Here is a 13,282-nt window from a genome sequence, read left to right as displayed (position 1 = left end):
ACTGATAAAAACTTGGAGCCTGACTGTAATAAATCGTTTCATTGCATATAGCTCATCCGTCGTGAACTGGGCAACTCCCCTCAGTGAAAATCCCGGCTGCGCACAGGAATGCCGTCCAACAGCGGCGTCAGGTCGGTCAGGCGCCCGGCGATCAGGTGCCGTACCTCGCCCACCGCTTCCCAGCGCCCGTCCACCTTGAGTAGCCGCGAATTCACCAAGGCTGCGCGCTGGCGTTCTGCCAGATCGCGCCACACCACCACGTTCAGATTGCCGAACTCATCTTCCAGGGTGACGAAGGTCACGCCGCTGGCGGTGCCGGGGCGCTGGCGACCGGTCACCAGCCCGGCGACACTGACATTGCGCCCATGCTCCACCGCCAGCAGTTCGTTCGAGCTGCGACAGCGCCGCTTGCGCAGCTCATCACGCAGCAACGCTAACGGATGGGGGCCGAGGGTGGTGCCGACCGTGACGTAATCGGCCTGCAAGTCCTCACCCACCGTGGGCACCGGCAACGCCACCCGCGCTTCATCGGGGCTGGGCAAGCCGGCAAATAACCCAAGTTGCTTGTGCACCCCCGCCACATCCCAGCGTGCCTGGTGCCGGTTGCCGGCCAACGCGCGCAAGGCACCGGCATCCGCCAGCAAGGCCTCGGCGCGGGCGTCCAGCCCGGCGCGTTCGTCGAGATCGGCCACATCGCTGAAGACGCGGTGCTGGCGGGCCGCTTCGATACGCCGCCCATCCTCTTCGCGAAACCCGGAAATCATACGCAAGCCCAGGCGGATCGCCGGTTGCTGGCCGTCGATGGGTTCCAGGCTGCACTCCCAGTCACTGGCCTGCACGTCTACCGGACGAATCTGCAAGCGATGGCGGCGGGCGTCCTGCAGGATCTGGTCCGGGCTGTAGAACCCCATGGGCCAGCTGTTGATCAGCGCACAGGCGAACGCCGCCGGCTCATGGCATTTGAGCCAGCAACTGGCGTAGGTCAGCAAGGCGAAACTGGCCGCGTGGGACTCGGGGAACCCGTAGCTGCCAAAGCCCTTGATCTGCTCGAAGATCTGCGCGGCAAAGGCTTCGCTGTAGCCATTTTTCAGCATGCCGTTGCGCAGGCGCACTTGATGGGGTTCCAGCCCGCCGTGACGTTTCCAGGCGGCCATGGAACGGCGCAACTGGTCGGCCTCGCCGGGGGTATAGTCGGCGGCGACGATGGCGATTTGCATCACCTGCTCCTGGAACAGCGGCACGCCCAATGTTCGTTCCAACACCGTCTTGAGCTGCGGCGACGGATAGGTGGTGGGCTCTTCTTTGTTACGCCGACGCAGGTACGGATGCACCATGCCGCCCTGGATCGGCCCAGGGCGCACGATGGCAACCTCGATCACCAGGTCATAAAAGTTCTGCGGCTTGAGCCGGGGCAACATCGACATTTGCGCCCGCGACTCGATCTGGAACACACCGATGGTGTCGGCCTTGCTGATCATTGCGTAGGTGGCCGGGTCTTCCTTGGGGATCGTCGCCAACGACAGGTCGCGGTGGCGATGGCGGCGCAGCAGGTCGAAACAACGGCGGATCGCGCTGAGCATGCCCAAGGCGAGGATATCCACCTTGAGCAGGCCAACGGCGTCGAGGTCATCCTTGTCCCACTGGATGATCGTGCGATCGGCCATGGCGGCATTTTCCACCGGCACCAACGTATCCAGCGGGTGTTCGGAAATCACGAAACCACCGGGGTGCTGGGACAGGTGCCGGGGGAAGCCGATCAGTTGCCGGGTCAACGTAAGTACCCGGCGCAACGCTGGGCTTTCAGGGTCGAAACCACTTTCACGCAGGCGCTCCAGCAGCGGTGCCTCATCACTCCAGCGCCCGCAGCATTCGGCCAGGGCGTTGACCTGGTCGGGCGGCAACCCCAGGGCCTTGGCCACGTCGCGCACCGCGCCGGCTGCGTGGTAACTGCTGACCACCGCCGTGAGGGCCGCGCGCGTACGGCCATAGCGCTGGAACACGTATTGCAGCACTTCTTCGCGGCGTTCGTGTTCGAAGTCCACGTCGATGTCCGGCGGCTCATTGCGCTCCTTGGACAGGAAGCGCTCGAACAGCATGTTCATCAGGCTCGGGTTGATCTCGGTAATGCCTAAAGCAAAACACACCGCCGAGTTGGCCGCCGAGCCGCGCCCCTGGCACAGGATCGAACGGCTACGGGCGAAGCGCACGATGTCATGCACCGTGAGGAAATAGCTTTCGTAGCCCAGCTCACTGATCAACTGCAGCTCGTGGTTGATCTGCTGCAAGGTCTTGGCATCGACACCCTCTGGCCAGCGCTGGGCAATGCCTTCTTCGGTGAGGGTGCGCAGCCAGGTTTTCGCGCTTTGGCCTTCGGGCACCAGTTCGCGCGGGTATTGGTAGCGCAACTGGCCGAGGTCGAAGGTGCAGCGGCGGGCAATCGCCTGGGTTTCGTCGAGCAAGGCTTGCGGGTACAACGCGGCCAAGGCCTCCAGGCTGCGCAAATGCCGCTCGCCATTGGGGTGCAACCGCGTACCCGCTTCGGCCACCGGCACGTGATAGCGGATGGCGGTCATGGTGTCTTGCAGGGCGCGGCGGCCGCGCGCATGCATATGCACATCGCCGCAAGCCACTGCGGGAAGTTGCAGGCTGGCGGCCAGGTGCAGGCGTTGCTCCAGGAGGCGCGCATCGTCCTGGCCACAATGCAGATGCACCGCCAGCCACAGGCGCTCGGCGAAGGTGCGGCGCAACCATTGGATCGAGGCCTGGGTGTCGCTGTCTGCGGCGACCCATAGCGCCAGTAACCCAGGCAGGGGTTGCTCGAAGTCCTCTTGCAGCAGGCGATAGCGCCCCTTTTCCGCCCGCCGTCGGGCCAGGGTGATCAAACGGCACAAGTGCTGGTAGCCGCTGAGGTTTTCCACCAGCAGCACCAGCTTCGGGCCGTTTTCGATGCGCATCTCGCTGCCGATAATCAACGGCAACTCCACCGCCTTAGCCGCCTGCCAGGCCCGCACGATACCCGCCAGGGTGCATTCGTCGGTGATCGCCAGCGCGCTGTAGCCCTGGCGCTTGGCCCGCTCGAACAACTCCAGCGCGCTGGAGGCGCCGCGTTGGAAACTGAAGTTGGACAGGCAGTGCAGTTCGGCGTAGCTCATGCTTGCAGCTCACGGTGGGAAGGTGGCGACAGCCTGCGGTGGTTCATGCGAACCAGCCTTGCAGCCACAACCCATCGTGTTGCCCCACGGTGCGGTAGGCCCAGCCTTGCTGGCCGGCGCGGGTCTGGATCAGGTAGTAGTCGCGACGGATATCGGCGCCATCCCACCAGCCGGATTCGATACGCTCCGGCCCCATCAAGACCTGCACGCCCTGCTCGGCCAGCAAGATCGGTTCGTTGAGCAACCAGCCGGGGCGCTGCACCTTGTCCAGGCTTGGGCACGGGCGGCTGTCGGCGGCCGCTTGCCAGGCGCATTCGGGGCGGTGGTCGGCGTGAAAACGCAGGCCTTGCACCGCATCATCCCCCAGCCGTGCACGCAAGCGTTCGCGCAACTGTTCCCAGGGCAGGGTCTGCTGCGGGCGGTCGTCGAACAGGTCCTTGCGCTGCGGCACGAACACCGGCAGGTCCTGGGCCACCAGGCGAAAGCCGCGCACCGGTGACGTGACCTGCACGTGCTCGAGGCGACCGCGGGCCAGTTCGAAGAGCATCGCCGGCTCACGTTCGGCGCTGAGCAGGCCAACCTTGATCACGCTGTCCGGCGCCTGGGCGTGCTCCAGGTGCAGGTCAAAACGCTGTACGCCGCTGTCGCGGCCGCAGAGGAAAGCCGACAGGTCACCGGTCAGCCGGCGTAAGGGGAATAGCAACGCCTGGTGGGATTGCACGTCGAAGTTCAGCTCGATGCGTACATCGAAGCGGTCCGGCGGTTGATAGAACGCCAGGGCCAGCGGCCGGTATCCGCCAAGAGCATCCAGGTGCTTGAGCACGCTGGCCTCAAAGCGCCGCGCCAGGGTATGCCGGGGCAACGCCTGCACTTGGGCCAAGGTGCGCAGGCCCATGCGCGACAAGGCCATGGCGGCCTGCGGCTCGAGGCCGGTGCGGTCGATAGGCAACGGCGCCAGGGCCTGCATCAAGGCGTCATCGTCTACGGCCAACCCATCGTAGAGATTGGCCAGCACGCGCGCCGCCGACGGGTTGGGCGCGGCGACGATGCGGTGACGAAAGCCCAGCTCGTTCAGTTCCTTGCGCAAGCGCGCTTCGAAACGCGGCCATGGCCCGAACAGCCCCAGGCTCGATTCGATTTCAAACAGCAGCGCGCGGGGGTAGAACACACTGACCTGGGAACTGAACTGGTAGGCCCAGGCCGCGAGAAACTGCTGCCAACGCTCGATCTCCACCGGGTCGTACTCGGCGCAGGCAAAACCCTTGGCCAGGGCCTGCGCCGCCGTCAGCGACTGGCCGGGGCGCAGGCCCAATGCACGGGCGGCCGCGTTGACGGTTTGCAACACGCGCCGCTGCGGCGTACCGGCCAGTAACGCCAAGGGCTGATCCGCCTCGGGATGCAGGCGCTGCACCCCGTCCAGCGCCAATTGCGGGAAGACAATACACACCCAGCGCATATCAACCTCAGTGCCCGGCCAGCGCAATCGGCGCCGGATGAGCAAGCCCGCCTCGACACTTGAGCACCCGCACTTGCGCGGGCTTGGCCTCCACGGCCAGGCGCAGGGCCGCAGGCGACGCATTGATCGCCTCGCTCAAGGCGCGCCAGGCAAACGCCAGGGTCTGCCCGGTTTCGGCCGCCACCTGCAAACGGCGCAATGCCCGGTCATCGGCCTTGCGCGGCCAGCACAACACGGCGCCGCAACTGCCGGAACGCAGGCACTGCTCCACCGCCCACAAGGCGTCGCGCTCTTCGGCCTGGACCACCGAAAGCTGACGCAAATCCACCCCGGCGTTCTGCCAGGCGTGGGGGTACGGCGTGTAGGGCGGCGCCACCAGCACAATGCGTTCCCCGGCGGCCGATAAGCGCGCCAGGGTGGGCAGCACCAGTTGCAACTCGCCCACACCGTCCTTGGCCATGAGGATTTCGCTCAGGGCCGACTCCGGCCAGCCGCCCGTGGGCAGCACCGCATCCAGCGCCGCCAGCCCCGTGGGGTGCACACTGGCCGGAGGCACGGCGGGCCGGCCCTTCCAGACGCGGCCGCCATTGAACAGCGAGTCCAGTGCTACGACGGCGCCCATCAGCCTTGCCTCACCAGGCCGCAGAACACCCCTTCGATAGCCAGGTCCTGGTCGGGGCCTACCACGATGGGTTGATACGCCGGGTTGCGGGGCAGCAGGCGGACATGGTCGCCGTGACGTTCGAAGCGTTTGATGGTGACTTCACCGTCCAGGCGCGCGACCACAATCTGGCCGTTCAACGCTTCGGCGCTGCGACGCACGCCGACCAGGTCACCGTCGAGGATGCCGTCTTCGATCATCGAATCGCCCTGGACCCGCAGCAGGTAATCCGGGGTTTTCGCAAAGGTGGCAGGGTCGAGTTGCAGGCGGTTGTGGACTTCGGCATCGGTGCCGATGGGCAAGCCTGCAGCGACTCGACCGAGAACGGGGACGTCCAGCCATTCGGGGCGGGCGGGTTGGTTGAGCAAGCGAATACCACGGGCCTGGTTGGGGTTGACCTCGATGAAGCCGGCTTCAGTCAGGGCCACCACATGTTTGCGTGCGACGCTGCGGGAGGCGAAGCCAAACGCCTCGGCGATCTCGGCGAGGCTGGGGGGTTGGCCTTGCTGCGCGATGCGGTCGCGAATGAAGGTCAGGATGGCGGTACGGCGGGGGGTCAGGTTTGTCATGGAGTACATTTGTACTCCTGCGGGAAATTTCTGACAATAGCCGGTAGTCGGGGGGAGTGTTAGTGGAGGCATCTGGTGGCTGACCCACCGCCATCGGGGGCAAGCCCCCTCCCACATTTTTTACCGAGTACACCAGTCATAACTCCGGTCGGCTCCAAGGCAGCCAAAGCCAGAGCAAAAGCAGACTCAGATTTACCTGATGCATGCAGATCCAAATGTGGGAGGGGGCTTGCCCCCGATGGCGGTGGTGAAGCCATAGATGCATCCACTGACACTCCCTCATCGGGGGCAAGCCCCCTCCCACATTTTACCGAGTACACCAGGCACAGCACGGGTTGGCTCCAAGGCAGAAAAAGCTAGAACAAAACCAGATTGAGGTTTACCTGATGTATGCAGATCCAAATGTGGGAGGGGGCTTGCCCCCGATGGCGGTGGGTCAGCCATAGATGCATCCACTGACACTCCCTCATCGGGGGCAAGCCCCCTCCCACATTTTCAACCGAGATCTCCTCACCAGCCCTCTTTCAACATCCGCAACTCCAAATGCTGCAGCAACATAATGGTCTTCCCATCCACAATCTCCCCCCTCGCCACCATCGCCAGCGCCCGCTCAAACCCCAGCTCCAGCACCTCGATATCCTCCCCCTCCTCTTCGAGCCCGCCGCCGGTCCCTACCCGATCCCCCGCCTGGTACTCACCGATAAAAAAGTGAATCCGCTCCGTCACCGACCCCGGGCTCATGAACGCTGCGTAGATCTTCTCTACGTGCCCCACCCGATACCCCGTCTCTTCCTCGGCTTCCAGGCGAATGCGCTCTTCTGGGCTGGCGTTGTCCAGCAACCCGGCCGCCGCTTCGATCAGGTAACCGTGGTAATCGTTGACGAAGGTGGGCATGCGGAACTGACGAATCAGCAGCACCGTGCGCTGTGTGCGGTTGTACAGCAGGATGGTCGCGCCATTGCCCCGGTCGTACACCTCGCGGGTCTGGGCCTGCCAGCTGCCATCCCGGCGGCGCAGGTCGAAGCTGTACTTCTTCAAAACATACCAATTGTCAGAGAGGGTCTCTTCGGCAGTGATGCGAACGGGACTGTTATCCATGGTCAGGCCTTAGCTCAAAGGAGCGTGAGCATGTCGTGATGGCAACACCAGCGTCAAGCGCGTCGCATACCGCTACAATCGCGCGCGGGCGGGGATGGACTTTGTCGCGCTGCTCCTGGGCAATGGGGTATTGCTGCTCAGCGCGGCGATGAACTGGACCGCCTGGACCTGCTCGCACCGGGTTTCCTCAGCGTGAGTATCGGGATCGTGACCACCCGCACCGCAGGCGATGACCTTTCGCACTTGCTGTCCCAGGCCGACCAGGCGCTGTACCTGGCCAAGGCGCGGGGGCGTAATCGGGTGCAAGTGGTCGAGACGGCCTGAGCACCATGCTGTAACACTTTGCAAGCAATCGCCCTTCGCGGTTGTCGAATTAATTCCTGTACCGACAAGCCTTCTGTTAAAAAACCGTCCTTCACCTTTGCCTTGGAACCTTCGATGTCATCTCGTTTTATGTCGCGCCTGGGCCTACGCTGGTTTCCCCTGCTGTGCATGCTCCTGTTGATCGTAGGTTTACCCGTGGGCTGCTCGGTGCTCCAGCACAAGGAGCGCGAGCTGGTGTTTCGCATCGAGCCCGGTACCGCCAGTTGGTACAGCGGCTTGCCCAGGGCGGTGCAGGAATTCGAACTCAAGCCCACCCGTTTCAAATCAGGGCAGAACATTCATGGCTGGTGGTACCCGGCAGAGCACAAGGATGCTCCGGCGATCCTGTACCTGCACGGCGTGCGCTGGAACCTCACCGGGCAGTTGTTTCGCATCGAGCAATTACATGCGTTGGGCTTCTCGGTGCTGGCTATCGACTATCGCGGTTTTGGCCAGAGCCACGGTGACCTGCCTTCGGAAACCACGGTATACGAGGACGCGCGCATTGCGTGGGAACGCTTCCAGGTGTTGCAGCCCGACCCGAACAAACGCCTGATCTACGGGCACTCCCTGGGTGGCGCGGTGGCGATCGACCTGGCGGCCGAGCTGGGCAGGCAAACGCCGCTGCCGGTGCGCGGGCTGGTGGTCGAGTCCACCTTCACCTCCCTGGCGGATGTGGCCACGGCCGTGGCGAACACGTCGTTGCCCGTGCGCTGGTTGCTCTCGCAGAAATTCGACTCCATCGACAAGATTGCCGACATCCATATGCCGCTGCTGGTGGTCCATGGCCTGGACGATCGCTACGTGCCCCCGCGTTTCAGCCAGCAACTATTTGACGCGGCCCAGGAGCCCAAACGGTTGCTGCTGGTGCCCGGCGCCAGCCACAACAACAGCATGAGCCTGGCCGGCCGCAGCTATCGCCAGGCGCTGGACAACCTGATGCGGGCGAAGATGCCGGCACAGGTTGTCACCCACGCCACAGGGCGCAATAACGAGTCATAAAAAAGGTTTTCGGCACTGGGTTCGCGCGAGCCTGTCAAGCGCAAACCCAGCCCATGCTGGCCCTCGCCACAAGTTGATCAAATATTAACCTTGGGTTAAATCGCCAACCCTGCCGGGCCCCGGCAAAGTTATCCACAGAGATACCCACGGTTTTCGTGGACAACTCTTTTCACTTTTTTATGATTTTTTTGCGCAGCCTACCCCTTCGGGAAAGGACCCTGGCAGCAGAATCTCGCGATTCACATCGCGTATATCGTTATACCCGCACAGCGCCATCGACACGTCCAACTCACGGGCAATGATGTCCAGTGCCTTGGTCACCCCCGCTTCGCCCATGGCGCCCAAGCCATACAAATGCGGACGACCGATCATGGTGCCCTTGGCGCCCAAGGCCATCGCCTTGAGCACGTCCTGACCGGAACGAATGCCGCCGTCGAGCCACACTTCAATGCGCTCGCCCACCGCGTCGACAATCGCCGGCAACTGGCTGATGCTCGATGGAGCCCCGTCCAGCTGGCGCCCGCCGTGGTTGCTCACCACCAGCGCATCGGCGCCGGAATTGGCGGCCAGGCGCGCATCTTCCACATCGAGGATGCCCTTGATAATCAACTTGCCGCCCCAGCACTTCTTGATCCATTCCACGTCGTCCCAACTCAGGCGCGGGTCGAATTGCTGAGCGGTCCACGACGACAGCGAACTCATGTCCGCCACACCCTTCACATGCCCCACGATATTGCCGAAGCCATGGCGCTTGGTACCGAGCATGCCCATCACCCAGCGCGGCTTGGTCATCATGTTGAGGATATTTGGCAGGGTCAGTTTGGGCGGTGCCGACAGACCGTTGACCAGGTCCTTGTGGCGTTGCCCGAGTATCTGCAGGTCCAGGGTCAACACCAGCGCATCCACGCCGGCCGCCTTGGCGCGCTCGATCAATTGCTCGATAAACCCACGGTCGCGCATCACATACAACTGGAACCAGAACGGTTGGCCGACCTGTTCGGCGATGTCTTCCAGGGAGCAGATGCTCATGGTCGACAGGGTATAGCGCAAGCCAAAAGCGGCCGCAGCGCGGGCGGTGAGAATCTCGCCATCGGCATGCTGCATGCCAGCCAGGCCAGTGGGCGCCAGGGCGACCGGCATGGCCATGTCCTGGCCGATCATGGTGGCGCGGATCGAGCGCTCATCGATGTTGCGCGCCACACGCTGGCGGAATTTGATGCGGGCAAAATCGCTTTCATTGGCCCGGTAGGTGCTCTCAGTCCAGGAGCCGGAATCGGCGTAGTCGTAAAACATCCTGGGGACACGTTTCTGCGCCAGCTTGCGTAAGTCTTCGATGGTTGTGATCAACGACATCGGGGTCACCTCTCCCTGAACTGAACGTCGAGAGTAACCGCCCATCGCCCGCGCAACCAGCCATTGCGTTTATATCGACGGACGACTAATCTCGCACAAAACCGCAAAAAGACGCACAAACATGCACAGCACCCATCAAGCCGTTGACCTGCCTTCGTTGCGCAAACAAAAGATCCTGTTATTGCTGGAACGTGACGGCAAAGTCACGGCCTCCGACTTGGTGGAACACTTTGCCGTCTCCCACGACACCATCCGCCGTGACCTCGGCGAACTGGCCGCGGCCGGCCTGTTGCAACGCGTGCACGGCGGCGCCCTGCCCCGGCCCAAGGACAGCGGCAAGGACTTCTTCACCCGTGTCGGCGAGACCAACGAGGCCAAGCACCACCTGGCGCAACTGGCGGCCGATCGTGTGGAAGACGGCCAGATCGTGCTGTTCGATTCCGGCTCCACCACACTGCGCATCGCCCAGGCCTTGCCGCACTCGATCCGCCTGACCGTGGTCACCCCGTCACCGATGATCGCCATCGCCCTGGCCGATCATCCCCAGGTGAAAATCATCCTCGCCGGCGGCCAACTCAACCCCGCGACCTTGTCCACCAGCGGCCAGGAAACCGTGCGCCTGATCCAGGGCATCAAGGCCGACCTGCTGTTTACCGGGGTGTGCGCGCTGCATCCGCAGGTCGGCATCAGCTCGCTGCATTTTGATGAAGTGGCGGTCAAGCAAGCGTTGCTCGACAGCGCGTCCCATGTGGTGGCGGTGACCATGGCGGACAAACTCGGTGCCGTGGAACCTTTTGTGGTGGCGCCGTGCAACCGTATCCATACGCTGATTACCGAATGGCACGTGCCGGGTATCGAGGCGTATGAGCAGCTAGGGCTGGAAGTGATACGGGTCGAGGTCGAGTAGGAACAGGGGCACCCAATAGCACGGTGGCGAACGGGCCGTTGTGGCGAGCGGGCTTGCCCCGCGTTGGGCTGCGCAGCAGCCCCAAAAAACTGCCCCGGAGCTGCCTGGCACACTGCAGCGCTCTTATTGGGGCTGCTTCGCAGCCCAACGCGGGGCAAGCCCTAATGCCGTTCAGTTAAGGCTTTTTTGTAGGAGCGAGCTTGCTCGCGAAGAACTTACAGGCGCCGCGTTCATTCAGGAAACACGCGTTATCGTTGACGTTTTTCGCGAGCAAGAACTAGGCGTCCCCCTCGCTCCTACAGAAGGCGATGTACGCTTAACTGAATGGCATTAGGGCAAGCCCGCTCGCCACAGGTTACTGTTTGTGCTGCTCCGGCATCTCCCGCTTGGGCCCGAACATCGCCCAGGCAATCAGCCCCAGCAGCGGCACGAAAATCAGAATGACCAGCCACAGCCCCTTGGTCTCCCAGCCACTGGTACTGCGCAATACGATATTGATCGCCCACAATTCCAACAGCAGTAGAATCACCGCCAACGCGATCCAGATATATTCAATTTGCATGGTTCACCTCCTGAGGTCCATGCATTAGGTCAAGCATCTACCCCGAGGGTTCCATCGGATTTCGTGCAGCCGCTCACGCCCAACGGTTATGGCGCACTGGAGCCCCCCTGACCCAACCTCCGCTCCCTTCTTACTGGAAATGCCAAACGCTCAGGACGACCGGGTATCCCTGCAGGCGTAAACCCAGTTGGCAATCTTCCAGTGCCTGGCCACCGAGAACTTCAAACACCGGAAAGTCAGGGACGGTGTAATGCAACCCGCTGAGGGCCCGACCATGCAAGCTGCACGATAAGCCGACGCATAAAACACCATCAACCAACTGATTAATAAGAAAATTCACTAATCAGCCATGTTGGTACAGCTGATGCAATATCCCACTGGACGAGGCGCGCATGTCGACGCGCCCGAGCGCTATCCGTGAGGTTTCAACATGAATGCCATTGACCTTCTCAAGGCTGACCATGAACGCGTCAAAGCACTGCTGACTCAACTGAGCGAATCCACCGAGCGTGGCGTCAAGAAGCGCACCGAATTGCTGGCCAAACTGGAGATGGAAATCAGCCTGCACACCAAGCTGGAGGAGGAGATTCTGTACCCGGCCTTCCGCAAAGCCGGTGGCAAGGAACAGGACATCATGTACCACGAAGCCAAGGAAGAGCACCGCACAGTCGATGCCCTGGTATTGCCCGACCTGAAACAGACCGAGCCTTCCACCACTGAGTTTTCCGGCCGCGTCAAAGTGGTCAAGGAGCTGCTGGAGCACCATATCGAAGAAGAGGAAACCGAGATGTTCCCTCAAGCGAAGAAGCTGTTGGGCAAAGCTGTCCTCGAGGAGCTAGGCGCCGAAATGGAAGCCATGAAAGCCGCCTACAAAAAGTCGATGCAGACTAAACCCCTCGCAGCCTGAGCACTGTGGCCCCTGACGGCTCGTCCGCGGCGGCGGGCTCCGGGGTAACGCCCCAATCGCCATGTTCGTACCAGTCATCACCGATCATCTCGGCCGGGTGCATGGTACGGTCGGCACCGTTGCCGCAGGCCAGGTCGGTGGCGGCGCAATAGCGGTCGCACCCCCAGCAGATGCGCTCGGGGTGCTTGGGGTGCAGTGGAAAAGGCTTGGCCATGACGAGGTTCCCTACCGGCGAACGATAGGTCCAACCTACGCCGATCACAGGTGCCTGGCCTTGACCGATATCAAGCCTGGCCAACATGAAATATCATCGAAACTTGACAAGAATCATTATTATTTACCCCTGACCTTCCTAGACTCGGGCTCTCTCCCCTCACCCGTCAGGAAGCCTCCATGCGTATCCCTTCTGCACTGCCCCTCATCCTGCTGTTGTCCACTTCTGCGGCGTTCGCCAAGGAATATCCCATCGGCGAACCGCAACACTGCCCAGGGCTGGAAATCGGCGCGGTGTACCTGCAACCCATCGAGATGGCCCCCGCCGGCATGATGCGCGCCACCACCGATTCCGACGTGCACCTGGAGGCCGATGTACGCGCCACGGCGGACAACGCCCAAGGCTTCCAGGAAGGCAGTTTCGTGCCCTACCTGAACCTGTCGTTCTCCCTGAAAAAACAAGGCAGCGAGACGCCGATCAACGGCGACTTCCACGCCATGGTCGCCAATGACGGGCCGCACTATGGCGACAACGTCAAGCTGCAAGGCCCTGGCAAATACACCCTCACCTTCAGCGTATTGCCGCCCACCGGCCACCACTCCCTGGGCCGCCACACCGACAAGGAAACCGGCGTCGCGCCCTGGTTCGAACGCTGCGAAGTGCATTACGAATTTGTCTACGCCGGTATCGGCAAAAAAGGCGGCTACTGATGCGCCGCGCCCTGCTGCTGGGCAGCGTGCTGCTGAGCGGCACGGCCCTGGCGGCGCCGTTGCCCACGTATGAACTGAGCCTGCAAGACGGCCATTTCGACCCGCCGCAATTGGTGGTCAAGGCCGATGAGCGCTTCAAGATCGTGCTCAACAATATCGGCCAAGGCCCGGCCGAATTCGAAAGCACGCCGTTGCGGGTGGAGAAGGTGCTGTCCCCTGGCGTGACCACTTTTGTGGTCATCCATCCGCTCAAGCCGGGGTTGTACCCGTTCTTCGACGAATTCAACCCACAGTTGCCCGAAGGCAGCATCCTCGCGCAATAGGAGCC

General features: G+C 62.5%; 13 protein-coding genes and 1 pseudogene. 6 read left to right on the top strand and 8 right to left on the bottom strand.

The genetic code is table 11. The features are described 5' to 3' along the window. Positions 1-80: 80 nt before the first annotated feature. The 5 genes from AB7933_RS15060 to AB7933_RS15040 form a co-directional block, all read right to left on the bottom strand. Positions 81-3,152, bottom strand: coding sequence for an error-prone DNA polymerase (locus AB7933_RS15060; protein ID WP_024075056.1), 3,072 nt, complete (start codon positions 3,150-3,152; stop codon positions 81-83). Positions 3,153-3,195: 43 nt separating this feature from the next. After that, complete coding sequence (locus tag AB7933_RS15055) at positions 3,196-4,608, bottom strand: Y-family DNA polymerase (RefSeq protein ID WP_024075055.1); 1,413 nt, start codon at positions 4,606-4,608, stop codon at positions 3,196-3,198. 7 nt (positions 4,609-4,615) lie between these two features. Further along, positions 4,616-5,230, bottom strand: a complete 615-nt coding sequence (gene imuA, locus AB7933_RS15050) for a translesion DNA synthesis-associated protein ImuA (RefSeq protein ID WP_024075054.1) — start codon at positions 5,228-5,230, stop codon at positions 4,616-4,618. After that, positions 5,230-5,847, bottom strand: a complete 618-nt coding sequence (gene lexA, locus AB7933_RS15045; RefSeq protein ID WP_024075053.1) for a transcriptional repressor LexA — start codon at positions 5,845-5,847, stop codon at positions 5,230-5,232. The genes imuA and lexA overlap by 1 nt, the downstream gene beginning before the upstream one ends. A 501-nt stretch (positions 5,848-6,348) precedes the next feature. Continuing rightward, the gene (locus AB7933_RS15040) at positions 6,349-6,936 is read right to left on the bottom strand and encodes an NUDIX domain-containing protein (protein ID WP_024075052.1); all 588 of its coding nucleotides are present in this window, start codon (positions 6,934-6,936) and stop codon (positions 6,349-6,351) included. Between the two features lie 162 nt (positions 6,937-7,098). Between AB7933_RS15040 and AB7933_RS15035 the strand changes: the two are divergent. Further along, positions 7,099-7,260 (top strand): annotated as a pseudogene (locus tag AB7933_RS15035) (diguanylate cyclase); the annotation flags it as partial. 114 nt (positions 7,261-7,374) lie between these two features. Continuing rightward, entirely contained in the window at positions 7,375-8,301 is a 927-nt protein-coding gene (locus AB7933_RS15030; RefSeq protein ID WP_024075050.1) for an alpha/beta hydrolase, read from the top strand. Positions 8,302-8,478: 177 nt separating this feature from the next. On the opposite strand, the gene AB7933_RS15025 is transcribed toward AB7933_RS15030, so the two are convergent. Beyond that, positions 8,479-9,654 (bottom strand): alpha-hydroxy acid oxidase, encoded by a 1,176-nt coding sequence (locus AB7933_RS15025; protein WP_024075049.1) that lies wholly within the window; start codon positions 9,652-9,654, stop codon positions 8,479-8,481. A gap of 121 nt (positions 9,655-9,775) precedes the next feature. On the opposite strand from AB7933_RS15025, the gene AB7933_RS15020 reads away from it, so the two are divergent. Next, on the top strand, positions 9,776-10,561 hold the full coding sequence (locus tag AB7933_RS15020) for a DeoR/GlpR family DNA-binding transcription regulator (RefSeq protein WP_024075048.1): 786 nt from the start codon (positions 9,776-9,778) through the stop codon (positions 10,559-10,561). A 355-nt stretch (positions 10,562-10,916) separates the two neighbouring features. On the opposite strand, the gene AB7933_RS15015 is transcribed toward AB7933_RS15020, so the two are convergent. Then, entirely contained in the window at positions 10,917-11,123 is a 207-nt protein-coding gene (locus AB7933_RS15015; protein ID WP_024075047.1) for a PLD nuclease N-terminal domain-containing protein, read from the bottom strand. A 430-nt stretch (positions 11,124-11,553) separates the two neighbouring features. Between AB7933_RS15015 and AB7933_RS15010 the strand changes: the two genes are divergently transcribed. Continuing rightward, entirely contained in the window at positions 11,554-12,030 is a 477-nt protein-coding gene (locus AB7933_RS15010; RefSeq protein ID WP_024075046.1) for a hemerythrin domain-containing protein, read from the top strand. On the opposite strand, the gene AB7933_RS15005 is transcribed toward AB7933_RS15010, so the two are convergent. Then, the gene (locus tag AB7933_RS15005; protein ID WP_041161182.1) at positions 12,011-12,244 is read right to left on the bottom strand and encodes a DUF3079 domain-containing protein; all 234 of its coding nucleotides are present in this window, start codon (positions 12,242-12,244) and stop codon (positions 12,011-12,013) included. The two genes, AB7933_RS15010 and AB7933_RS15005, sit on opposite strands and share 20 nt — an antisense overlap. 179 nt (positions 12,245-12,423) lie before the next feature. Here AB7933_RS15005 and AB7933_RS15000 point away from each other — a divergent pair, with 179 nt between their 5' ends. Then, complete coding sequence (locus tag AB7933_RS15000) at positions 12,424-12,954, top strand: iron transporter (protein ID WP_024075044.1); 531 nt, start codon at positions 12,424-12,426, stop codon at positions 12,952-12,954. After that, on the top strand, positions 12,954-13,277 hold the full coding sequence (locus AB7933_RS14995; protein WP_024075043.1) for a cupredoxin domain-containing protein: 324 nt from the start codon (positions 12,954-12,956) through the stop codon (positions 13,275-13,277). Before AB7933_RS15000 ends, AB7933_RS14995 begins: the two co-directional genes overlap by 1 nt. The last annotated feature ends 5 nt before the right edge of the window (positions 13,278-13,282 follow it).

Source organism: Pseudomonas gorinensis (assembly GCF_042015035.1).
Taxonomy (GTDB): domain Bacteria; phylum Pseudomonadota; class Gammaproteobacteria; order Pseudomonadales; family Pseudomonadaceae; genus Aquipseudomonas; species Aquipseudomonas gorinensis.
The sequence above is the reverse complement of the archived record's forward strand: the minus strand, read 5'-3'. Positions and strand labels throughout refer to the sequence as shown.

Coding starts and splice junctions, on each gene's coding strand:
- AB7933_RS15060 (WP_024075056.1), bottom strand. CDS start 3,152: ATGAGCTACGCCGAACTGCACTGCCTGTCCAACTTCAGTTTCCAACGC.
- AB7933_RS15055 (WP_024075055.1), bottom strand. CDS start 4,608: ATGCGCTGGGTGTGTATTGTCTTCCCGCAATTGGCGCTGGACGGGGTG.
- imuA (WP_024075054.1), bottom strand. CDS start 5,230: ATGGGCGCCGTCGTAGCACTGGACTCGCTGTTCAATGGCGGCCGCGTC.
- lexA (WP_024075053.1), bottom strand. CDS start 5,847: ATGTACTCCATGACAAACCTGACCCCCCGCCGTACCGCCATCCTGACC.
- AB7933_RS15040 (WP_024075052.1), bottom strand. CDS start 6,936: ATGGATAACAGTCCCGTTCGCATCACTGCCGAAGAGACCCTCTCTGAC.
- AB7933_RS15030 (WP_024075050.1), top strand. CDS start 7,375: ATGTCATCTCGTTTTATGTCGCGCCTGGGCCTACGCTGGTTTCCCCTG.
- AB7933_RS15025 (WP_024075049.1), bottom strand. CDS start 9,654: ATGTCGTTGATCACAACCATCGAAGACTTACGCAAGCTGGCGCAGAAA.
- AB7933_RS15020 (WP_024075048.1), top strand. CDS start 9,776: ATGCACAGCACCCATCAAGCCGTTGACCTGCCTTCGTTGCGCAAACAA.
- AB7933_RS15015 (WP_024075047.1), bottom strand. CDS start 11,123: ATGCAAATTGAATATATCTGGATCGCGTTGGCGGTGATTCTACTGCTG.
- AB7933_RS15010 (WP_024075046.1), top strand. CDS start 11,554: ATGAATGCCATTGACCTTCTCAAGGCTGACCATGAACGCGTCAAAGCA.
- AB7933_RS15005 (WP_041161182.1), bottom strand. CDS start 12,244: ATGGCCAAGCCTTTTCCACTGCACCCCAAGCACCCCGAGCGCATCTGC.
- AB7933_RS15000 (WP_024075044.1), top strand. CDS start 12,424: ATGCGTATCCCTTCTGCACTGCCCCTCATCCTGCTGTTGTCCACTTCT.
- AB7933_RS14995 (WP_024075043.1), top strand. CDS start 12,954: ATGCGCCGCGCCCTGCTGCTGGGCAGCGTGCTGCTGAGCGGCACGGCC.